At 42.5% G+C, this 21,278-nt stretch carries 20 protein-coding genes and 2 tRNA genes; 7 read left to right on the top strand and 15 right to left on the bottom strand.

The features are described 5' to 3' along the window. The first annotated feature begins 102 nt into the window (after nucleotides 1-102). Together F897_RS07320 and F897_RS07315 are read left to right on the top strand one after the other, a co-directional pair. Nucleotides 103-176 (top strand) — tRNA-Cys (locus F897_RS07320). 11 nt (nucleotides 177-187) lie between these two features. Next, nucleotides 188-273: transfer RNA gene (locus F897_RS07315), tRNA-Leu, on the top strand. Nucleotides 274-404: 131 nt separating this feature from the next. On the opposite strand, the gene F897_RS07310 is transcribed toward F897_RS07315, so the two are convergent. From F897_RS07310 to F897_RS07300, 3 genes are all read right to left on the bottom strand, one after another. Beyond that, a complete protein-coding gene (locus tag F897_RS07310; protein WP_005234669.1) occupies nucleotides 405-1,310 on the bottom strand; it encodes a helix-turn-helix transcriptional regulator in 906 nt (301 codons plus the stop codon). A 139-nt stretch (nucleotides 1,311-1,449) separates the two neighbouring features. Beyond that, nucleotides 1,450-1,650 carry a hypothetical protein gene (locus F897_RS07305; RefSeq protein WP_005234661.1) on the bottom strand — a complete coding sequence of 67 codons (201 nt, stop codon included), beginning with the start codon at nucleotides 1,648-1,650 and terminating at the stop codon, nucleotides 1,450-1,452. A 237-nt stretch (nucleotides 1,651-1,887) separates the two neighbouring features. Then, nucleotides 1,888-2,880 (bottom strand): NAD(P)H-quinone oxidoreductase, encoded by a 993-nt coding sequence (locus tag F897_RS07300; protein WP_005234659.1) that lies wholly within the window; start codon nucleotides 2,878-2,880, stop codon nucleotides 1,888-1,890. 129 nt (nucleotides 2,881-3,009) lie between these two features. Between F897_RS07300 and F897_RS07295 the strand changes: the two genes are divergently transcribed. After that, nucleotides 3,010-3,450, top strand: coding sequence for an N-acetyltransferase (locus tag F897_RS07295; protein ID WP_005234657.1), 441 nt, complete (start codon nucleotides 3,010-3,012; stop codon nucleotides 3,448-3,450). Nucleotides 3,451-3,474: 24 nt separating this feature from the next. Further along, the gene (locus F897_RS07290; protein WP_005234655.1) at nucleotides 3,475-3,825 is read left to right on the top strand and encodes a thioredoxin family protein; all 351 of its coding nucleotides are present in this window, start codon (nucleotides 3,475-3,477) and stop codon (nucleotides 3,823-3,825) included. 18 nt (nucleotides 3,826-3,843) lie between these two features. Here the strand turns inward: F897_RS07290 and F897_RS07285 are convergent, their stop codons facing one another. The 6 genes from F897_RS07285 to cysD form a co-directional block, all read right to left on the bottom strand. Next, a complete protein-coding gene (locus F897_RS07285; RefSeq protein WP_005234652.1) occupies nucleotides 3,844-4,104 on the bottom strand; it encodes a DUF2798 domain-containing protein in 261 nt (86 codons plus the stop codon). A gap of 18 nt (nucleotides 4,105-4,122) precedes the next feature. Further along, entirely contained in the window at nucleotides 4,123-4,434 is a 312-nt protein-coding gene (locus F897_RS07280; RefSeq protein ID WP_005234640.1) for a DUF3861 domain-containing protein, read from the bottom strand. Between the two features lie 9 nt (nucleotides 4,435-4,443). Further along, nucleotides 4,444-4,959 (bottom strand): PadR family transcriptional regulator, encoded by a 516-nt coding sequence (locus F897_RS07275; protein ID WP_005234637.1) that lies wholly within the window; start codon nucleotides 4,957-4,959, stop codon nucleotides 4,444-4,446. Nucleotides 4,960-5,213: 254 nt separating this feature from the next. Next, on the bottom strand, nucleotides 5,214-5,480 hold the full coding sequence (locus F897_RS07270) for a hypothetical protein (protein ID WP_034580874.1): 267 nt from the start codon (nucleotides 5,478-5,480) through the stop codon (nucleotides 5,214-5,216). Between the two features lie 146 nt (nucleotides 5,481-5,626). Beyond that, nucleotides 5,627-7,240, bottom strand: a complete 1,614-nt coding sequence (gene cysN / locus F897_RS07265; protein ID WP_005234633.1) for a sulfate adenylyltransferase subunit CysN — start codon at nucleotides 7,238-7,240, stop codon at nucleotides 5,627-5,629. A 115-nt stretch (nucleotides 7,241-7,355) separates the two neighbouring features. After that, nucleotides 7,356-8,270 (bottom strand): sulfate adenylyltransferase subunit CysD, encoded by a 915-nt coding sequence (gene cysD, locus F897_RS07260; protein ID WP_005234630.1) that lies wholly within the window; start codon nucleotides 8,268-8,270, stop codon nucleotides 7,356-7,358. Nucleotides 8,271-8,587: 317 nt separating this feature from the next. On the opposite strand from cysD, the gene F897_RS07255 reads away from it, so the two are divergent. The 3 genes from F897_RS07255 (at nucleotide 8,588) to F897_RS07245 (ending at nucleotide 11,827) form a co-directional block, all read left to right on the top strand. After that, nucleotides 8,588-9,130 (top strand): hypothetical protein, encoded by a 543-nt coding sequence (locus F897_RS07255; RefSeq protein WP_005234628.1) that lies wholly within the window; start codon nucleotides 8,588-8,590, stop codon nucleotides 9,128-9,130. Between the two features lie 291 nt (nucleotides 9,131-9,421). Then, nucleotides 9,422-10,057 carry a YqiJ family protein gene (locus F897_RS07250; protein ID WP_005234626.1) on the top strand — a complete coding sequence of 212 codons (636 nt, stop codon included), beginning with the start codon at nucleotides 9,422-9,424 and terminating at the stop codon, nucleotides 10,055-10,057. Nucleotides 10,058-10,108: 51 nt separating this feature from the next. After that, entirely contained in the window at nucleotides 10,109-11,827 is a 1,719-nt protein-coding gene (locus F897_RS07245) for a flotillin family protein (protein WP_005234624.1), read from the top strand. A 101-nt stretch (nucleotides 11,828-11,928) separates the two neighbouring features. Here the strand turns inward: F897_RS07245 and sucD are convergent, their stop codons facing one another. The 6 genes from sucD to F897_RS07215 all read right to left on the bottom strand — a co-directional run bounded on the left by sucD (nucleotide 11,929) and on the right by F897_RS07215 (nucleotide 21,270). Continuing rightward, complete coding sequence (gene sucD / locus F897_RS07240; RefSeq protein ID WP_005234623.1) at nucleotides 11,929-12,819, bottom strand: succinate--CoA ligase subunit alpha; 891 nt, start codon at nucleotides 12,817-12,819, stop codon at nucleotides 11,929-11,931. Nucleotides 12,820-12,830: 11 nt separating this feature from the next. Then, complete coding sequence (gene sucC, locus F897_RS07235; RefSeq protein ID WP_005234621.1) at nucleotides 12,831-13,997, bottom strand: ADP-forming succinate--CoA ligase subunit beta; 1,167 nt, start codon at nucleotides 13,995-13,997, stop codon at nucleotides 12,831-12,833. Between the two features lie 184 nt (nucleotides 13,998-14,181). Continuing rightward, a complete protein-coding gene (gene lpdA, locus F897_RS07230) occupies nucleotides 14,182-15,615 on the bottom strand; it encodes a dihydrolipoyl dehydrogenase (RefSeq protein ID WP_004782973.1) in 1,434 nt (477 codons plus the stop codon). Between the two features lie 60 nt (nucleotides 15,616-15,675). Next, nucleotides 15,676-16,896: a 2-oxoglutarate dehydrogenase complex dihydrolipoyllysine-residue succinyltransferase gene (gene odhB, locus F897_RS07225; protein ID WP_005234619.1), complete on the bottom strand. Its 1,221-nt coding sequence runs from the start codon at nucleotides 16,894-16,896 to the stop codon at nucleotides 15,676-15,678. An 18-nt stretch (nucleotides 16,897-16,914) separates the two neighbouring features. Next, a complete protein-coding gene (locus F897_RS07220; RefSeq protein WP_005234618.1) occupies nucleotides 16,915-19,737 on the bottom strand; it encodes a 2-oxoglutarate dehydrogenase E1 component in 2,823 nt (940 codons plus the stop codon). 822 nt (nucleotides 19,738-20,559) lie between these two features. Further along, nucleotides 20,560-21,270, bottom strand: coding sequence for a succinate dehydrogenase iron-sulfur subunit (locus F897_RS07215; protein WP_004810837.1), 711 nt, complete (start codon nucleotides 21,268-21,270; stop codon nucleotides 20,560-20,562). Between the last annotated feature and the right edge of the window lie 8 nt (nucleotides 21,271-21,278).

Below are 21,278 nucleotides of genomic sequence, written 5' to 3'. Positions count from 1 at the left end.
AATTCTGAATATTTTCCGCCATATGCTGTTTTTATGCGCATACAAATGAATATCCTATTGTTTTTTTTTCAGAGCTTGATAATATACGCATCAACAAGACGCGGCGGGGTGGCAGAGTGGTCATGCAGCGGACTGCAACTCCGTGGACGCCGGTTCGATTCCGACCTCCGCCTCCAATCTTGTTAAAGCCCGAGTGGTGAAATCGGTAGACACAGGGGATTTAAAATCCCCCGCCCACAAAGCGTGCCAGTTCGAGTCTGGCCTCGGGCACCATTCTTCTACGACTGAAGATGGTGTAAATAAAGAACCCAGCGAAAGCTGGTTTTTTTATGCCTGAAATTTGCTAAATCTAATTCTTAATAGAGTCTTATTAGTATTCACCAACCTGCTCTGCTTTCAAAATATTATCCAGCAGCGCGTAAATAACCTTCCAGATCCTGTTCCAGTTTTTCCTGAAAATGAATCGGTTCAATGATCTTTACATGTGGTAGCCAGTAACGTACCAGTGGCAGCAACTGCATTTCATGACGAATCTGACAACTAATCAACAATTCTCCAGACTCTGATTCCTGTTCGATCTGCTGTTCCGGAAATAAACGGCGCTCTTTAAAAAATACCGTGACTTCAGGGTGCACCTTCATCAAAACCTGCTGTTTTTGCTGGCCAAACCAGATGCTGTCTTCATCTGCCAGCATTTTCAGAACTTCAGGATCATGCTCAAAGCTTTCATTTTCAAAAACCAGTTTAACTTCCTGCAACTGACTTAAACGATAGGTTTTAAGCTCAGCTTCAGTGACACCGGCCAGATACCAGATGCCATGATGATGAATCAATCGGTATGGCTGGATGATCCGTACCTGATCGGAATATTGCAGCTCAATCTGCTGCCGTTTGTAGATCGCCCCTGCAAGCAACTTGAAGTGCTCGGCAAACTGTTTGGCATCTTCAAAATAATAGCCTTTTGCCGAAAATACCTGATTTGCCCGCTCATCCAGCAATTCACGAATAAAAGACATATCCAGTGCGGGATACAAGTCACTGATTCCGGACAATTGTGCAAAATTCTGGATATCCTGTAACTTGAAACGCCCTAAATATGAAGGCTCAAGATAATAGCGTTTGGTATTTTCATCCTGTATGAGCGGTAAATACGCATTCAGACGAACAAAATCACGCTCAATGGTACGGGTGCTGACCTGAAATTCTCGTGCCAGCTCCTGTACACTTAACTGATGCCCTATATTAAGTTTGGTTAAAATATTTGCCAAACGGTCTGCGAGGCGCTCATGCGTTGACGCATTGCCCTTCATAAATACCCTCTTCGTGCCGCTTGTGCAGCACAATGAATCATCTGCTTAGAATTTTTAAATTATGGGAAAATTATACAGCCAAATAAAAAGGAGATTAGAGTTATTCACTTCAACTTAAGGCTAATAGGCAAGGTGTTTTTTAGGATTTTTTACGACGTTTGTATTGAGGTTTCGGTGCTGAGTGGCTCAGCCGTTCCATATAGCGTTCCAGATGCAACATGGCTTGATACAGCTTGTGTAAATCGGAACGAAGTAACTGATTACGGATAATTGCTTTATGCAAACGCTTCAATGCACGAAAGCCATGTTCATGCGTATAAGGGGTCGACACTATCTTCATAATATACTTCCTTTTAATACGTGACATTTCATCTAATACCAAACAATTTAGTCAGATTATATTTAAGCGCTAATTTACTCCTCAGTTTTGACAGGTTGTGTCGAACAACCGACACTTTTTACCGTTTTTTAAAATTTATATCCCTATTTCAAGCAATTAATTTAAATTAGTTATCGTTTTTTATGCAAAATAAAAGCCAACAAAAGTTGGCTTTTAGTATTTCTATCACAAGAATAATTAGATGATTTCCACCACAATCTTACCAATATGTTCACCCGTATCCATCGTTGCATGCGCATCCTGAATCTGGTCAAATTTGAAGGTTTGATAGATCATCGGTAAACATTCACCTTTTGCCCAGAGTGGTGCCACATGCTCTTTCAGGCCTTGGGCAATTTCAGCTTTCTCAGCCGTATTGCGTGCACGCATGGTAGAACCAGTAATGGTCAAACGTTTCATCATGATTTGACCCAATTTTACATCCTTAGCTTTAGCGCCGCCCAGGAATGCAATATACACCAGACGACCATCACGACGCAGCAGATTCAGATTTTTCTCTAGGTACGGCGCACCCACCATATCCAGAATCACATCTACACCGGCATTATCCGTAGCTTCATTGATGACCTGCTCAAAGTCTTGGGTCTTGTAATTGATTCCTGTGGTCAGATGTGAAATCGCCTGAATTTTTTCATCACTGCCTGCTGTCGCGAAGGTTTTGATGCCTAGAGATTTGCACAGCATTAAGGCCGTGGTTCCGATTCCGCTAGTTCCGCCATGAATCAGTACAGTCTCTCCTGCCTTAGCCTTACCCATCTGAAACACATTTGCCCAAACAGTGAAAAAGGTTTCCGGAATCGCCGCAGCCTGTACAAAACTCACACCTTCAGGAATGTTTAAAGTCTGGCTTTCAGGCACGACGCTATATTCTGCATAACCACCGCCATTGGTCAGACCACAGACTTTGTCACCTACTTTAAACTGGCTTACTTTACTCCCGACTGCAACCACTTCACCGGCAACTTCCAGACCCGGTACCGGAGTCACTCCCTTAGGCATTGGATACAAGCCCTGACGCTGCAAGATATCCGGACGGTTAATCCCGAAAGCATGTACCTTGACTAGCACTTCGTCTGCTTTAGGTTCAGGGATGGCAACGGTTTCATAAGCGAGTTTCTCTACATCACCCGGTTCTGTAATGATGACTTGTTGCATGCTATGTTGCGTCATGGATTCTTTCCCTAATATTCACGTTTCGTATTTTTCGAACTTATTTGAACATAGAAATGCTATGGATTGAAACAGCATGGACTTATGTATAATCAGCTGCCTATTTAGTAAATTGATATAAGACCACTGATGACAATAATTACAAAAGCGAAAACCGAGGATATCGACGCTATTCTTGAAATCTGGTTCAAAGCTTCTTTAAAGGCACATGATTTTATTCCTGCTAGTTATTGGGAAAATCAGCTGCTTCCAATGCGAGAGGTATATTTACCCTTAGCAGAAAACTATGTCCTTAAAGAAAATCATACGGTGCTTGGCTTTGTTTCATTATTAAAATCGGAAAATGTTTTAGCTGCACTTTTCATTGATCCTGAGCAGCAAGGTGCTGGCTATGGCCGCCGTTTAGTTGATTTCTTAAAACGGCAATGTGATCAGCTGCATTTAAATGTCTATGCTGCAAATACATCAGCAGTTCATTTTTACCAAAAGCAGGGTTTTAAAATGATCAATCAAGGAATCGATGAGAATACCGGTCAGGCTGAACTCACTATGAGCTGGTTTAAATCTTAATTTTGAAATGATGAGAGCAAATTCATGTCAGCAGTCATCACCTACAATGAAGATAATTACAGTGACTTCGAATGGTTTGAAGGCCTTGCTGTGATCCGGTTCTATGCTGACTGGTGCAAGCCCTGTGTACAGAATTTTCCAGTTTTTGAGGCACTGGCAACACAATATACTAGGCATGATCCAGAAATTAAGTTCGGTAAAATCAATGTCGATCAATCACCGATTCTGACCTTACGCTATAACGTCTATGGCTTACCCTCTACCCTGATCTTTAAAAATGGGCAGATTATTCACCGTATTGCTGGTGTGAAAAGCCTAACTGAAATGAAATCTATTTTATTTCAAGTTCTAAATGAATCATCCGATTCCGACTGATTCAAGCGGATCAATCTTTTATTTAGCAGATTGATCTGGCATCTGCACAAACTGTATCAGGAATTTACGTACCAGCGGCAAGACAAGTAGAATCAGTGGAAATGCCACCAGCCATGACAGTCCCCAAGCATGTAACCATAGCGAGATAAACGCATTGCTCCAGCCTTTATTCAGCAGCATGTTAAAACAGGAAATCGCGCCACTCATAATGCCGGAAAGAATCAAGGGCATTAACCAGTTCAGATGTTTTGGGTGAAATTTTGGGAGATTTTTTTTCATAAACGACCTTTAGAATACTTACTTTCCTTCACTTTGCGCTTTAACAGTCTGTTTCAGGGATTTCATAAACTGGGCAAATTGCGGCATGAATTCCTTGAAGAGTGGCAAATCTTTATTTTCCAGCATGACTTCACTAAACAGTTTTAAACCAACAGTAAATGCCTTGGTGCTTTCCGAATCCAGCAACTGACTGGCTTGAAGTTTTTCCAGTATTTTAAAGATGTCATCGTGATTACCCATCTGAAACTGTAGCCCCTCAGTATAGGTTGATGGATTACCTTGAGCATCAGCCAGATGTTTAACAGTCACTTCATATTGATGTTGTTTCATACCCTGCTCCTATAGTTGACGGATATTGTTTGCAGCCTGTTCAATCTGGGCAGCAATATCACTGAGCTGCTCTGGACGAAGTTCATTTTGCAGTTTGAATCGTAATGAAACTTTCAGGTTTTCCATTGAATTATGGATATCGATATAGCGTTCATCTTTTTGAATACGGCGACGGGTTTCAAAACGGCTAAGCACTTTTTGAAGAGTTTCCTGACTATCTTTAAGATGTTCACGACCTTTGCCTGTAATGTGGTATTGCTTGCGTTCATCAGCACTCATAACCACTTGGGTATATTGCTGTTCTTCAAGATAGTTAATCGTCGGGCAGATCGTGCCTGTACTCGGTTTATAGTCCCCCCCAACCAAAGCAGCAACATCTTTGATAATGTCATAACTGTACTTAGGCGCTTGAGCAATAAAATGCAGCACGAGCAGTTTCATTTCACCTGCTTCAAAGAGGCGTTTACGAGGTTTTGCGGGACTTTCTCGTTCTTCTGTTAAGACAGAATGAGGTGTTTTAGACATAACAAAGATATATCTTAAATTTAATTAAGATATATCTTATCATAGATAATATTGAATTTATTTCAAGTGAAGCAATAAAAGTTAAATTTAAGAAGAAAAATAGGCACGAAATACTTGTGAAAAACATCCTTCCTTATAAAGCCATTTTCTCAGTTGAGATTACAACACTTAACTAGGAACCTTTTGTATAGTTACTGTCTTATGTAAATGTATAAAAATAGATGATTTATAATCTTAGTGCCTCAACTTAAATTTTAACTTTTATATTCTCGCACCATCCGATCACTAACATCTTCCGGATAGCAAAGTGGTGCATAACCACCAGCACGGTTATAAGCACTACGCTTGCCGCAACGACTACCATTACGCGCTGTATTGTATGGACAAGGACAATTTCCCGGATAGCTTTCAATCGATTGTTGAATAATCTTCTGTTTAATTGCTTCTACACCTTGGCTGCTCTGCTTTGCTTCAGCCCCAAAAGCTACACATAGTCCAACTAGTAATAATAATTTTTTCATACACTCCCCCCATCTACGGAGCATTGTATAAAGCAGCGAATAAATTGAAAGATCACATTTTTATTATTCGAATGATTTTCAAACAATCAAAATTCAGACAATAAAAAACCCGCCTTACAGCGGGTTTTTCTTAAATCAGTCCAGCCTTATAGACGAACCAATTCCACAACTTTCTCAGCCAGTTCTTCAACTGCATCGGCTGTGTAAGTCACATCTGTACCTTCTGTAAGGTCAGTAATCACTACTACACCAGTTTCACGAACAAGCGCAACCTGTTCAGCAGTCAGACCCGCTTTCGCAATTGCAACTACACCTTGTTGAATCAACAGGCTTTCAAGTGCTTGAGCATTTTCTAGCGCTTTAGCAGTGACAGTGACTGCGGCAGGTTTTTGACCTAAACGTGCAGCACGTGCTTCAGCAGTGACAGGCTCGTTATGTGCAGTCCATTCCACTGCAGCTTCAACCATACCCGCACCAACCGTCACGTTGCTTAGACGGTCGATGAAGATGAATGAACCTGTGTAACGGCTGTCTTGATAACGGTCAAATACCACTGGCGCATCAAATTCGATAGTCACGTCAGCAATCGCATTCAGATCCAGTTGCTCAACTTGTAGTTTTTCCAATGTATTGACATTGGTACGGTAGTTAATTTGCGCAACTTTCGCAGGGATAGTTTGAGTACCAAACTTCACGTTATAAAGTTTGCCAACCACTAATGGCTGATCGTTCATCCATACCACAGATGCACGAGCAGAACGTGAAATCAGTGGTTGTTCGCCAGCTTTTACCAACACGTTACCACGTGAAATATCAATCTCATCATTCAGTGTTAACGTAACAGCTTGACCAGCTACAGCATGATCCAGATTGCCATCAAAAGTGACGATTTCTTTTACTGTCGATTTCTTGCCAGATGGCAGCGCAACAATTTCATCACCAACTTTCACTTCACCCAGTGCGATCGTTCCGCAGAAACCACGGAAGTCGAGGTTAGGACGGTTTACATACTGAACTGGGAAACGGAATTCATCTTTGCTGGTATTACGTGTAATTTCTACAGTTTCCAACGTCTCCATTAAGGTTTGACCTTGGTACCACGGCGTATTTGGTGATTTGTTTACAACGTTATCACCATTCAATGCAGAAATTGGCGTGAACACAATATTTTCAGGTTTACGATCGCCCAACTGGTTCACGAACTCGTTGTATTCAGCCTGAATTTCATTAAAGCGTGCTTCAGAGAATTCAACCAGGTCCATCTTGTTCACTGCAACCACGATATTACGAATACCTAACAGGCTCGCAATGAATGAGTGACGACGTGTTTGAGTCTGAACACCGTAACGCGCATCGATCAGGATGATGGCAAGATCCGCAGTCGACGCACCTGTCGCCATATTACGGGTATATTGCTCGTGTCCCGGGGTGTCGGCAATGATGAACTTACGTTTTTCAGTAGAGAAATAACGGTAAGCCACATCAATTGTAATACCCTGCTCACGTTCAGCTTGCAGACCATCTACAAGAAGTGCAAGGTCAGGTGCATCGCCAGTGGTACCCACTTTTTTAGAGTCACGGGTAACCGCTTGCAGCTGATCTTCATAAATCAGTTTTGAATCGTAAAGCAGACGGCCGATCAGGGTTGATTTACCATCATCCACGTTACCGCAAGTCAGGAAACGCAATAAGTCTTTATTTTCGTGCTGTTTCAAATAAGCCAAAATGTCTTGGCTAATAAGTTCTGATTGGTGAGACATCGCTCATAGCTCCACAAATACGTTGAAATCGGTTTCTTTTAATCTCTCTAAATCTCCCTTTGTTAAGGCAGACTTTTTCTCCCCTCTTTGGAAAAGAGGGGCCGGGGGAGATTTTTTAGAAGTAACCTTCCTGCTTTTTCTTTTCCATCGAACCTGCTTCATCATGGTCGATCATACGGCCTTGACGTTCAGATGTGGTCGCTAAAAGCATTTCCTGGATAATTTCCGGTAAAGTTGTTGCAGTTGATTCAACTGCACCAGTCAGAGGGTAACAACCTAAAGTACGGAAACGAACCGATTTCATTTGTGGCACTTCGCCTGGATTCAGGCGCATACGCTCATCATCAACCATGATCAGCGTACCATTACGCTCAACGACTGGACGTTCAGCCGCTAAGTACAATGGAACAAGTTTGATATTTTCAAGGTAGATATATTGCCAGATGTCTAGCTCAGTCCAGTTAGACAATGGGAATACACGAATACTTTCGCCTTTGTTCACTTTACCATTGTAAAGGTTCCAAAGTTCTGGGCGCTGGTTTTTAGGATCCCAACGGTGTTTAGAATCACGGAATGAATAAACACGTTCTTTGGCACGTGATTTTTCTTCGTCACGACGTGCACCACCGAAAGCAGCATCAAACTGATATTTATCCAAAGCCTGTTTCAAGCCTTGGGTTTTCATAATGTCAGTATATTTAGAGCTACCATAGTCGAATGGGTTTACGCCCGCATCACGACCTTCTTTGTTCTGATGCACGATCAGCTCAAAGCCATGTTCTTTGGCCATGTTGTCACGGAACTTGATCATGTCTTTGAATTTCCAGCCGGTATCTACATGAAGTAACGGGAATGGAAGTTTTGCAGGATAAAACGCTTTCAGTGCTAAATGCAACATGACTGCTGAATCTTTACCGATTGAATAAAGCATAACCGGATTTTCAAACTCGGCAGCAACTTCGCGAATGATGTGAATACTCTCAGCTTCAAGCTGTTTAAGATGAGTAAGTCTTTCCTCATTTAATGACATGGACAACCTGCGTATTACACGTGTACTTATTACACTTTATAAAATTTATATTCATTATAGTGATTAACTTCTTATAACGATTGCTTGTTTTGTGATATTCATATATTAAAACGTCATATAAAAATTCACTAATATCAACTATCAGTTTTTATGAATCTGATAGCTTAGCTAAATAAAGACAATTGATTGTTTAGTCAAAGCACTCTGGAAGATTACTTTTAGCAATGAAATGATATATTAATCATCTAAACGGCCGGTTCACATCGTGGTGAAAAAAAATTAGAGTAGGATTAGTTCTTCCAATTTATAAACTATGTATGCCTTATAACGAATTTGATTTAGATACTTTAAAATCCCGTCTGGAACAGGCAAAACTTGCCGGTTTTATTTACCAGCACCAGCAACATATTTTGGTTCTTCAGGAACCCTATACTGAAGATGGCAGTCCATTAAATATTTATATCCAGCATGAACTGACAGCGGATCAGATTGGCGTGCAGTTTGGCCTGCGTAAGCTGAATGGTCAATGGGAATACCTGCTCGGTATGACTTATAGCAACCAGCAGGCAGGTTACGAAATAGATGCCGGCAATCTGAGAGGCGATCAAAAGGCTTTTAAGCTGCTTTATGCTTTCTATAACTATCCTAAAGCATTCTTCTTGGTGACCTTACCTTTGTCTGCAAATACTCAGGTATTGGAACAGGCTCTCGACGAACAACTATTTAATCAGCCTGAACTTAAATTTCTGGAGACTGCAGTAAAAACCAATCCAATGGGCGAACAGGTGCAATGGATGAAGAGCTATATCCTGCAACAAGCCCTAGAAATGAAAGTCCGTATCCAGACCGCCATCCTTTAGTTTTTTATACATCTATATAGGGATAGAAAAGCAAACATACATCAATTGCTTTTCTATTCTTTAGATAAATCCTCAGATTCGCTCACCTATATAATCAGATTCGCTCACCTATATAAATAGTCGACATTTATTTGTAGCTAAGAAAAATACATCACATGTTGTTAAATATTAGTTTTATCAAGTTATCCCGATAGGGATTTTTGTTGTTTTTTGCTTACAATTTTATTAATAACTGTTATCTTTAACAGGGTCATAAAATTTCTATAAAACCATAATTAGAGACAGAAACTCATGTGGGAACTGTTCACTCATCCTTCCAACATTGTATTTAGTATCAGTTTAAGTTTGATGCTGATGTTTGCTGCGTTGGAATGTGTCTTGCTGATGCTGGGAGGCGGCTCCCAAAATATGTTCGAACAATTTCTGCCTGAAGAACCGCTTCACCCGGAAGTAGGTGTTGATCAGCATACTGGCCTGCTCAATAAAGTATTCGACTGGCTTTATCTGGGTCGCCTGCCTCTCTTTATCTGGCTCATTATTTTCCTGACCAGTTATGGTCTGAGCGGATTATTAATCCAAGGCCTGTTCGAACGATTCACTAGCCAGCTTTTAAATGCATGGATTATTTCCCCTGCCTGTTTATTTTTATGCATGCCGATTGTACGTGGGCTGTCCGTGCTTGCTGCCAAAATTCTGCCTCAGGATGAAACCATCGCGATCTATAGCGATGAACTGATCGGACGAACCGCTACCATTATTCTGGGAGATGCCAAAGCTAACTCCCCTGCTCAGGCCAAAGTTCAGGATCAGCATGGTAAGACCCATTATGTGCTGGTCGAACCTGAACGCAATGAAATATTTAATCAAGGTCAGACAGTGGTTCTGACTCAAAAAACTAAAAATGGCTTTCAGGCTATTGAACTTTAATTAAACCAATTTCCTATAAAAATCAAGCTTGCCCAAAGAGACTTTAGAACAATGCTAAATTTTGATTTATATAATGTTTTGATTATTGCGGGGATTATATTCGTTGGCCTAGTCACCTTCGGATTAATCATTGCACGTTTATACCGTCGTTCCAGTAAAGAGATTTCCTTTGTACGTACCGGTTGGGGTGGTGAAAAAGTAATTTTAGGCGGCGGAGCTTTGGTGCTACCGGTACTACATGAAATCATTCCAGTGAATATGAATACCCTACGTCTGGAAGTCCGTCGTGCCGATGATCAGGCGCTGATTACCCGTGATCGCATGCGTGTCGATGTAATGGCTGAATTCTATGTGCGTGTAAAGCCCACCGCCGATTCGATTGCTACGGCAGCACAAACGCTTGGTCAAAAGACCATGTCACCAAATGAACTGAAAAATCTTGTGGAAGGTAAATTTGTCGACTCTTTACGTGCGGTTGCTGCTGAAATGGCGATGGAAGAACTGCATGAAAAACGTGTCGACTTTGTACAAAAAGTACAGCAAGTGGTATCTGAAGATCTGCACAAAAATGGTCTGGAACTGGAAACTGTTTCTTTAACTGGCTTAGATCAAACTGGCTTTAAATACTTCAAGCCACAAAATGCGTTCGATGCTGAAGGTTTGACCAAACTCACTGAAACGATTGAAGATCGTCGCCGTAAGCGTAATCATATTGAACAGGATACGGATCTGGCCATTAAAGCCAAAAATCTGGAAGCCGAGCAAGCGCGTCTACAAATTATCCGTGAAGAAGAATATGCCAAATTGCAACAGGAACGTGAAATTTCGATTCGCCGTGCTGAACAGTTAGCTGAAATTGCAGCTCAGGAAGCTGCAAAAAAACGTGAAGCAGAAGAAGCCCGTATTGCTGCTGAACGTGAAGTAGAACTGAAACGCATTCTGGCAGCTCGTGATGTTGAAAATGAAAACATTCAGAAAGCACAGCTCATTCAAAAAGCCCAAGTTGAACAGAAGAAAACGATTGAACTGGCTGAACAGGATCGTGCGATTGCGATTGCAGAAAAATCCCGTGCTGAATCTGAAGCCAAAGCTTTAGCTGATCAGGCACGTGCTCAAGCGGTTAAAGCGGAAGAAGAAGTCGTCACTGTCCGTCAGATCCAGCAAGCTGAACGTCAAAAAGCGGTTGAACTGGTGGCAGCGAAAGAACAGGCTGAGAAAGATGCAATTGCCATTACCGTTGCAGCAGAGGCTGGCAAACAGGCAGCAGCCGACGATGCAGAAGCGGTTCGTATAGCCGCTGAAGCCGAAGCTGAAAAAGTTCGCTTAAAAGCCAAAGGTGAAGCGGATGCGAAAGTATTACTTGCTCAAGCGATGGAGAAACAGTATCAGGTTGATGCCGAAGGTACCCGTGCAGTGAATGAAGCAAATAATGTACTGTCATCTGAACAGGTGGAAATGCAAATCCGCCTAGCCATGCTGAAATACCTGCCTGAAATCATTCGTGAAAGTGTTAAGCCTATTGAAAACATTGATGACATCAAGATTTTGCAAGTCAATGGTTTACATGGCACACATGCGGGTTCTTGTCAGGCAGATGCCCATCATGAAGGCAGCAATGTTGCCCTCTCCGATCAGGTGGTGAATAGTGCTTTGCGTTATCGTAGCCAGGCACCTTTGATTGATAGTCTGATGAATGAATTAGGCATTCAGGGCGGTGACATCAATGGGCTGACCCAAAGCCTGAAAGCTAAAGCTGGTGTAGATAGCTAAATACTCAATTTTCGAATTATCATTTAGTTAGACTTTAATTTTCTTTTACAGCAATTATAAAAAAGCCCTCAAGAGTGAGGGCTTTTTATCAGCTTAATAAATTAAGCTAAACCTTTTTCTTTCAAGACCTGAAGCATGGTTGAACCCAGCTCAGCAGGACTACGTGTATACGCCATTCCCGCGCGTTCAAAGGCTGCAAACTTCTCTTCAGCAGTTCCTTTACCGCCAGAAATGATGGCACCTGCGTGACCCATACGCTTACCTTTCGGCGCTGTGACACCGGCGATATAACCTACCACTGGCTTGGTCACATGTGACTGAATATACTCAGCTGCTTCTTCCTCAGCAGTACCGCCAATTTCACCAATCATGATAATGGCTTCAGTTTGTGGATCTTCCTGGAACAGTTTCAAGCAATCAATCTGGTTCATGCCTGGAATCGGATCACCACCGATCCCGATACAGGTAGACTGTCCAAGACCTAATTTAGTGGTTTGTGCAACCGCTTCATAAGTCAAAGTACCTGAACGTGAGATAATGCCGATCTTACCTGGCTGGTGAATATGACCCGGCATAATCCCGATCTTACACTCGCCTGGCGTAATGATACCTGGACAGTTTGGACCGATCAGGCGTGTACCATTACCATTAGTTTCCAGATAACGTTTGGCTTTCAGCATATCCAAGGTTGGTACGCCTTCAGTAATCACAACAATCAGCTCAATACCTGAGTCAACAGCTTCTACAATAGAATCAAGTACAAAAGGTGCTGGCACATAAATCACAGAAGCATCAGCCTGAGTTTCTTGTACTGCTTCACGCATGGTATTAAATACTGGCAAATCCAGATGTGATTGACCGCCTTTGCCCGGTGTTACCCCACCAACGACTTTAGTACCGTAAGCAATAGCCTGTTCAGAGTGAAATGTACCGTTCTTGCCTGTAAAGCCTTGGACTAAAACTTTGGTGTCTTTATTAATTAATACGCTCATTGTGATACTCCTTAAGCTTTTACTGCAGCAACAATTTTTTCTGCAGCATCGGCCAGGCCATTTGCAGAAATCAATTTCAAACCTGATTCATCCAGTAACTTGGCACCAAGCTCTGCATTGTTCCCTTCAAGGCGAACAACTACAGGGACAGTGACATTTACTTCCTGAACCGCTGCAATAATTGCCTCAGCAATCATGTCACAACGTACAATTCCACCAAAAATATTAATCAATACACCCTGCACAGAAGAATCTGCCAAGATAATTTTAAACGCTTCAATTACACGCTCTTTGGTCGCACCACCGCCCACATCCAGGAAGTTAGCTGGTTGACCACCATAAAGCTTGATAATATCCATGGTTGCCATTGCAAGACCAGCACCATTGACCATACAACCGATATTGCCTTCTAACGCTACGTAGTTCAGATCAAATTCAGATGCTTTCAGCTCACGCTCATTTTCTTGTGATTTATCACGTAAAGCAGCGACTTCAGGCAGACGGTAAAGTGCATTCGAATCAATACCGACTTTGGCATCGACACAAAGAATGTCGCCATTTTCACGAACAGAGAGCGGGTTAATTTCAAATAAAGCAAAATCATTTTCCACAAAAGCTTGATAAGCAGCTGTCATGACTTTGACAAATTGGTTGATCTGGTTATCTTTTAACTTAAGTGCAAACGCCACTTCACGCGCCTGAAATGGCAATAACCCTACTAAAGGATCAACTTCTACTTTAATGATTTTTTCAGGATTTTCTTCTGCAACTTTTTCAATTTCGACACCACCTTCAGTGGATGCCATAAAAGTAATACGACGGCTAGAACGGTCTACTACTGCACCTAAATAGAGTTCACGCTCAACCGGATACACATCTTCAGACACCAGAATACTATTGACTGGCTGACCGTTTGCATCGGTTTGATAGGTTACTAAACGTGAACCAATAATCTGATTGGCATATTCAGCTGCTTCTTCAGCCGACTTTACCACTTTTACCCCTCCCGCTTTGCCACGACCACCTGCGTGAACCTGCGCTTTTAATACCGCAAACTTCCCACCAAGCTGCTCAAAAGCATGGACTGTTTCTTCAGCATTAGTAGCAAGAATACCTTCTTGTACAGGCATCCCATATTTTTTTAATAACGCTTTTGCTTGATACTCATGTAAATTCATTGATTAACCTTTTACTACTTATTTGACTTTGTTATTACACGTTTTCCCAATATTTCTTGGTTCTCATCAATCAATATTGGTATTTTTGGATCTTAAATTTTACTTATCTTTATTTTTAGATGATTATTCATTCAAAAACAACCACCAAATGTAAAAAGAGCGGCCGGAGCCGCTCTTTGAAGAATTACTTACGCTTGCGTTGGATCGCGTGAATCGCACGACCATCAACTGCAAGAGCAGCTTCATGTACGACTTCAGAGAACGTTGGGTGACCAAACGTCATCAACTGTAGATCTTCAACTGAAGATACAAATTCAAGTGCAATCATACCTTGGTGAACGATATCAGACGCAGCAGGTCCAATCACGTGCATACCAAGTAGACGGTCAGTTTTTGCATCAGCAACAAACTTCACGAAACCAGCACCTTCACCAGCAGCCAAAGCACGACCATTTACAGCAAAACCGAATTGACCAGTTTTCACTTCATGACCTTTTTCTTTGGCTTGCTCTTCTGTTAAACCTACCCAAGCCGCTTCCGGATGAGTGTAGATTACAGAAATGATGGTGTCGTAGTTCACTTGAGCAGCATGACCGTGGATACGTTCAACAGCCATTACGCCTTCTTCCATTGCTTTATGTGCAAGCATTGGACCACGTACCAAGTCACCGATTGCGTATACGCCTTCAACAGAAGTTGCACACCAGTCGTTTACTTCAACCAGACCACGCTCAGTCAGTTTGATACCTGAATCTTCAGCCAATAGGCCTTCAGCATAAGCGCGACGACCCACACAAACGATCAGCTTATCGAAAGTCTGTTCTTTGTCTTCGCCGCCTTGGCTGTATTTAACAGTCACTTCACGACCATTAACTTCAGTACCAGAAACTTTTGCACCGATACGGATATCAAGGCCTTGTTTAGTCAACAGTTTTTGGTAGTCTTTTGCTAATGCTTTGTCAGCCATTGGCAAGAATGCGTCCATTGCTTCAAATACAACAACTTCCGCACCTAGACGACGCCATACTGAACCAAGTTCAAGACCGATTACACCAGCACCGATCACACCAAGACGTTTAGGCACTTCTGGGAATTCAAGCGCACCAGTTGAGTCCACGATCAGGTCTTGATCTACAGGAGCAACAGGAATATTTACTGGTACAGAACCAGATGCAAGAATGACATATTTAGGCTCTAAAACCTGAGTTTCGCCTTCATGCGGTACGAACTCAACTTTTTTACCAGCAAGTAATTTACCAGTACCCTGTAACCATTCGATGCCATTACCTTTAAGTAACTGTGCAACGCCACCAGTCAATTGCTCAACGACTTTGTCTTTACGCGCCAGCATTTTAGACAAATCGAAAGCAACTTCACCCGTTGTAATACCGTGGTCATCTAAATGCTTAACAGTATCTTCATAACGGTGAGAAGAATCTAGAAGTGCTTTAGAAGGAATACAACCGACGTTTAAGCAAGTACCGCCTAAAGAAGGTTTACCTTTATGAATACGTTTTTCGATACATGCAACTTTAAAACCAAGCTGTGCAGCACGAATTGCAGCTTCGTAGCCACCTGGGCCACCACCAATTACAACTAAATCGAATTGTTGAGACATTATTCTCTCCAAAAATGGGCCTAGAGGATCACCCTAAGCCCATGGATTTATTCTTTAGAATTAAAGATCAAGGATTAGACGAGCTGGTTCTTCTAACAATTCTTTGATTGTTACAAGGAAACCTACAGCTTCTTTACCATCAATGAGACGGTGGTCATAAGAAAGCGCTAGGTACATCATTGGCAAGATTTCAACCTGACCATTCACTGCCATAGGACGTTCCTGGATTTTATGCATACCCAAGATCGCAGTTTGTGGAGTGTTCAAGATTGGAGTTGAAAGTAATGAACCGAAAGTACCACCGTTGGTAATAGTGAAAGTACCACCAGTCATGTCTTCGATTGCAAGTTTACCTTCACGCGCTTTACCAGCGTATGCACGGATGCCGTTTTCAACTTCAGCATAGTTCATGCGGTCTGTATCACGAAGAACAGGAACCACTAGACCACGGTCAGAAGAAACCGCTACACCAATGTCATAGTAACCATGGTAAACAATGTCGTCGCCATCGATCGATGCATTCACTGCTGGATAGCGTTTCAGTGCTTCAGTCGCAGCTTTAACGAAGAATGACATGAAGCCTAGACGCGCACCATGACGTTTTTCAAACGCTTCTTTGTACTGGTTACGCATTTCCATGATTGGTTTCATGTTAACTTCGTTGAACGTAGTCAACATTGCTGTTTCTTGAGTTGCAGCAAGCAGACGTTCAGCAACACGTTTACGCAGACGAGTCATTGGAACGCGTTTTTCAATACGTTCACCAACCGCAACGCTTAACGGTGCAGCAGCAGGCGCTGCAGGTTTAGACTGATGGTTCGCAACATCTTCTTTAGTGATGCGACCGCCACGACCTGTACCAGATACGTCAGCAGCATTGATACCAGATTCAGTCAATGCTTTACGTACTGCTGGAGCCTGGTCTTGAACCTGTTGACGCTCAACGATCGGTGCATTACCCGCTTCAGTTTTTGCAGCAGCCTGCTCTACTGATGCTTCAGTTTCAGATTGAACTGCTTGAGTTTGAGTTGCGCCAGATACAGCACCTTCTTCAAACTGTGCAATCACTTCAGCAGAAAGCACTGTATCGCCTTCATTTTTAACGATTGATGCAATTGTACCGTCTGCAGGAGCAACAACTTCTAAAACAACTTTATCAGTTTCAATATCACAGATCACTTCATCACGTGATACTGCTTCACCTGGTTGTTTGTGCCAAGTTGCGATCGTACCGTCCGCAACTGACTCTGGAAATACCGGTGCTTTAATTTCGGTTGCCATTATTTAGAATCTCCTGGATTATTCAGCATCGATCGCTAGAGCGTCGTTAACGAGCTGAGCTTGTTGTTTTGCATGCAAGTATGGTGAACCACACGCCGGTGCAGCTGAAGCTTCACGGCCTGCGTAACTAATACGGATTTGTTTGCCCGCTTTCATCACATCGTCATATAAACGAGGCGCGATGAACAACCAAGCACCTTGGTTTTTCGGTTCTTCTTGTGCCCAAACCAGTTCTTTCACGTTTGGATACTGAGCAAGAACTTCTGCAAGACGTGCTTCTGGGTACGGATACAATTGTTCAATACGTACAATTGCAGTGTTGTTCAATTCTTTTTCACGACGTTTTTCAACCAGATCGTAGTAAACCTTACCACCACACAATACCAGACGGGTTACGTCTGCTTTGTTGATGTTATCTACTTCGTCGATCACAGTCTGGAATGTACCGTTAGCCAGTTCTTCCAGATTAGACACCGCTAATTTATGACGAAGCAATGATTTAGGTGACATGATGATCATTGGCTTACGGATCGGGCGGATTGCCTGACGACGTAATGCGTGGAAGATCTGTGCAGGTGTAGTTGGAGTCATCACTTGCATGTTGTCTTCAGCACATAGTTGCAAGAAACGTTCCAGACGTGCAGATGAGTGCTCAGGACCTTGGCCTTCGAAACCGTGTGGCAGAAGCATAGTCAGACCACATACACGTTCCCATTTGGTTTCACCAGATGAGATGAACTGGTCGATTACCACCTGTGCACAGTTTGCAAAGTCACCGAACTGAGCTTCCCAGATGATCAGGCTCTTAGGAAGAGTCGTCGCATAACCATATTCAAATGCCAGTACTGCCATTTCAGACAATAAAGAGTCATAGATCGCAACGCGCGGTTGGTTCTCTTTGATGTGGCAAAGTGGAATATAAGTTGAGCCATCTACCTGGTTATGCAGTTTTGCATGACGGTGTGAGAATGTACCACGACCCACGTCTTCACCAGTTAAACGGACCAGATAACCATCATCTAGCAGTGATGCATAGGCTAGAGTTTCAGCAGCACCCCAGTTCAGCGGCATTTCACCAGTTTGCATTTTCAGACGGTCGTCAATCACTTTAGATACCTGACGCTGCATCACGAAGCCTTCTGGAAGCTCACGCATTTTGCGACCAAGCTCTTTAAGACGTTCTAGATCACATGTAGTATCCCACTCGTCTGTGTATTCATGGCCCAGGTACGGTGTCCAGTCTACGAACATTTTCTTGTTCGGCTCTAGAACCAGTGCATTGGCAACATGTTTACCTGCTTCAAGATCAGAACGGTATTGTTCAACCATTTGATCTGCAGTTGCGCGATCAAGTACACCTTCTTGAACCAGTTTGTCAGCATAAAGCGTACGAGTGGTCGCTTTTTTGTTGATCACCTGGTACATCATTGGCTGAGTTGCAGCTGGTTCGTCCGCTTCGTTATGACCACGACGACGGTAACAGAACATATCGATCACGACGTCTTTACGGAAAGTATGACGGAAGTCATGTGCAAGCTGAGCAACAAATAATACAGCTTCCGGATCATCACCATTTACATGGAAGATCGGTGCCTGGATCATTTTCGCGATATCAGTACAGTATTCTGTAGAACGCGCATCACGTGGATCAGATGTGGTGAAACCAACCTGGTTGTTCACTACGATATGAACTGTACCACCTACTGTGTAACCACGAGTCTGTGACATCTGGAAGGTTTCTTGGTTTACGCCTTGACCTGCAAATGCAGCATCACCGTGAACAATCACTGGTAACACGTCATCGCCGCCAATGTCTTTACGACGGACTTGACGTGCACGTACAGAACCTTCAACTACAGGTCCAACGATTTCAAGGTGAGATGGGTTAAACGCCAATGCCAAGTGAACTTCACCACCTGGAGTCATCACGTTAGAAGAGAAACCTTGGTGATACTTAACGTCACCAGAACCTTTCTTGTGTAGTGATTTGCCTTCGAACTCACCGAACAGGTCAGCCGGGTTTTTACCCATGATGTTAACCAGAAGGTTCAGACGACCACGATGTGGCATACCGATTACGACTTCTTTACAGCCTACAGAACCGGCACGCTGGATCAATTCATTCACCATAGGAATGAAAGACTCACCACCTTCAACACCAAAACGTTTTGCACCCACGAATTTATTACCGAGGTATTTTTCCAGACCTTCAGCCGCAGTTAAACGTTCAAGAACATGTTTTTTCTGATCAGCACTCAGGCCATATTGACCACGTGCGCTTTCAAGACGTTGCTGGATCCAGCGTTTTTCTTTGGTATCCACGATATGCATGTATTCAGCACCGATAGAGCTACAGTAAGTCGCTTCCATCGCTTGGACCATTTCGCCCAAAGTCGCTGCTTCCTTACCAATCGCAAGGTTACCGGTATTGAATATAGTGTCCAGATCAGACTGAGTTAAACCGTGCGCAGAAAGATCAAGATCTGGCACAACTTCGCGTTTAGCCAGACCTAATGGATCCAGTTTTGCCTTTTGGTGGCCACGGTTACGGTACGCAGCAATCAGCTGTAAAACGCCAATTTGACGACGTTCATGCTCTGAACTTACTGTCGATTGGATAACAGGCTGAATACGGCTTGAATTGCGACCTAAAAGTAGGAATTGCTCACGTACATTGCTGTGTGGTTGATCACCTTTTGGGAATTTATCGAAGTACGCTCTCCAGTCAGCACCCACTGAGTCTGGAGCAGTGAGGTACTGCTCATAAAGTTCTTCAATATACGCTGCACTATCAGCGGAAAGTTCAGTGTCAAGACGCAGAGCGTCAGCAACTTCTTGCATTTGTGGACCCATTTCCTATTGCAAAAACATTTTCAGGATGCTTTTTAAGCAAAACCCAGGATTAGTAATGTCAAATTGATAATTCAACATTAGTCCCCCATAAGGCATAAGCCATGAGGCGTTATCACCACACCAAGAAAATTCTTGATATGTTTAATGAACAATAACGCCCCTCAGCGGCATCATCACTCATTGAATACCCGATCGTGACCGAGCAATTTTTTGCAAATCGACTTAGAAAAAACAAAGATTTAAACTATATTTTTTCTAAAGCGACTTTGACTTACATTTATATACCAGTCTCTACTTTTTCCGTGTTTAAAAAATGTACACCGGCCCACACATTTTTTAAATATAGTCTTGTGCTAAATGCTATCACGATCTCGACTAATCAATTGATTTTTTTGACGAGAAACGCATGTTTTTTAGTCAAATACTTCCGTCAGAAATTACTCTAACATAGGGAGCTTTAAATGAAAAACACATTCAGCGTAGACTAAAGTCCTACATCTTTTTGATAAACAAAAAGAGAGTAAATCTTCCAATCCACTCCCTTTACAACTTTGCGTTATATAATAACATTATTGAAAACCTTTTTCAGTCCAGAATTACATCTAAAAATCATAAATACCTTAAACAACATCATAATAGTGCATAAATCCGACCAAAATGCTCTGCAATGATTCATCACCCGATTTGATCATATAAGATACAGCACCAATAACAGCAGTTTTCACTACCACTGTTCATTTATGGAGCCCTATAAAGCAAAAAGCACACCAAGTGGTGTGCTTTTTGAAAAACTGTTGATTGCAGTCTAAATTAGCCAGCCATATCTAGAAGCATGTTACGGATGTGACCGATTGCTTTAGTAGGGTTCAAGCCTTTAGGACATACAGATACACAGTTCATGATACCTTTACAACGGAACAGAGAGAACGGATCGTCAAGACGAGCCAGACGCTCTTGAGTTGCTGTATCACGCGAATCAATGATGAAACGGTATGCATTCAACAATGCTGAAGGACCCAAGAACTTGTCTGGGTTCCACCAGAATGATGGACATGAAGTTGAACAACATGCACAAAGAATACATTCATACAGACCATCAAGATGTTCACGTTCTTCAGGAGACTGCAGACGCTCTTTAGGAGGTGCAGGCTGGTTGTTGATCAAGAACGGATGAATCTTGTTGTACTGATCGTAGAACTGGTTCATGTCAACTACAAGGTCTTTAACTACTGGAAGACCTGGTAGTGGACGGATTGTGATTGTTTCTGGTAAATCATTCAGGTTCCACAGACATGCAAGACCGTTCTTACCATTGATGTTTACACCATCAGAACCACAAATACCTTCACGACATGAGCGACGGAACGTTAAAGATTCGTCTTGTACTTTTAAGGCCAGAAGTGCATCAAGCAACATACGGTGCTTATCAGTCAATTCCAGTTTAAAAGTTTGCATGTACGGTGCTGCATCCTTATCAGGATCGTAGCGGTAGATATTAAATGTACGAGTACCTCTACTCATCTTACTTC

It is taken from the genome of Acinetobacter variabilis (assembly GCF_000369625.1).
GTDB lineage: Bacteria > Pseudomonadota > Gammaproteobacteria > Pseudomonadales > Moraxellaceae > Acinetobacter > Acinetobacter variabilis.
The sequence above is the reverse complement of the archived record's forward strand: the minus strand, read 5'-3'. Positions and strand labels throughout refer to the sequence as shown.

What these genes read in the sequence shown, in the direction of transcription:
- odhB (WP_005234619.1), bottom strand. Translation starts at nt 16,896, where the DNA reads ATGGCAACCGAAATTAAAGCACCGGTATTTCCAGAGTCAGTTGCGGAC.
- F897_RS07215 (WP_004810837.1), bottom strand. Translation starts at nt 21,270, where the DNA reads ATGAGTAGAGGTACTCGTACATTTAATATCTACCGCTACGATCCTGAT.
- F897_RS07220 (WP_005234618.1), bottom strand. Translation starts at nt 19,737, where the DNA reads ATGCAAGAAGTTGCTGACGCTCTGCGTCTTGACACTGAACTTTCCGCT.
- cysD (WP_005234630.1), bottom strand. Translation starts at nt 8,270, where the DNA reads ATGTCATTAAATGAGGAAAGACTTACTCATCTTAAACAGCTTGAAGCT.
- F897_RS07255 (WP_005234628.1), top strand. Translation starts at nt 8,588, where the DNA reads ATGCCTTATAACGAATTTGATTTAGATACTTTAAAATCCCGTCTGGAA.
- F897_RS07290 (WP_005234655.1), top strand. Translation starts at nt 3,475, where the DNA reads ATGTCAGCAGTCATCACCTACAATGAAGATAATTACAGTGACTTCGAA.
- lpdA (WP_004782973.1), bottom strand. Translation starts at nt 15,615, where the DNA reads ATGTCTCAACAATTCGATTTAGTTGTAATTGGTGGTGGCCCAGGTGGC.
- sucD (WP_005234623.1), bottom strand. Translation starts at nt 12,819, where the DNA reads ATGAGCGTATTAATTAATAAAGACACCAAAGTTTTAGTCCAAGGCTTT.
- F897_RS07280 (WP_005234640.1), bottom strand. Translation starts at nt 4,434, where the DNA reads ATGAAACAACATCAATATGAAGTGACTGTTAAACATCTGGCTGATGCT.
- F897_RS07275 (WP_005234637.1), bottom strand. Translation starts at nt 4,959, where the DNA reads ATGTCTAAAACACCTCATTCTGTCTTAACAGAAGAACGAGAAAGTCCC.
- F897_RS07245 (WP_005234624.1), top strand. Translation starts at nt 10,109, where the DNA reads ATGCTAAATTTTGATTTATATAATGTTTTGATTATTGCGGGGATTATA.
- cysN (WP_005234633.1), bottom strand. Translation starts at nt 7,240, where the DNA reads ATGTCTCACCAATCAGAACTTATTAGCCAAGACATTTTGGCTTATTTG.
- F897_RS07285 (WP_005234652.1), bottom strand. Translation starts at nt 4,104, where the DNA reads ATGAAAAAAAATCTCCCAAAATTTCACCCAAAACATCTGAACTGGTTA.
- F897_RS07250 (WP_005234626.1), top strand. Translation starts at nt 9,422, where the DNA reads ATGTGGGAACTGTTCACTCATCCTTCCAACATTGTATTTAGTATCAGT.
- F897_RS07310 (WP_005234669.1), bottom strand. Translation starts at nt 1,310, where the DNA reads ATGAAGGGCAATGCGTCAACGCATGAGCGCCTCGCAGACCGTTTGGCA.
- sucC (WP_005234621.1), bottom strand. Translation starts at nt 13,997, where the DNA reads ATGAATTTACATGAGTATCAAGCAAAAGCGTTATTAAAAAAATATGGG.
- F897_RS07305 (WP_005234661.1), bottom strand. Translation starts at nt 1,650, where the DNA reads ATGAAGATAGTGTCGACCCCTTATACGCATGAACATGGCTTTCGTGCA.
- F897_RS07300 (WP_005234659.1), bottom strand. Translation starts at nt 2,880, where the DNA reads ATGACGCAACATAGCATGCAACAAGTCATCATTACAGAACCGGGTGAT.
- F897_RS07295 (WP_005234657.1), top strand. Translation starts at nt 3,010, where the DNA reads ATGACAATAATTACAAAAGCGAAAACCGAGGATATCGACGCTATTCTT.
- F897_RS07270 (WP_034580874.1), bottom strand. Translation starts at nt 5,480, where the DNA reads ATGAAAAAATTATTATTACTAGTTGGACTATGTGTAGCTTTTGGGGCT.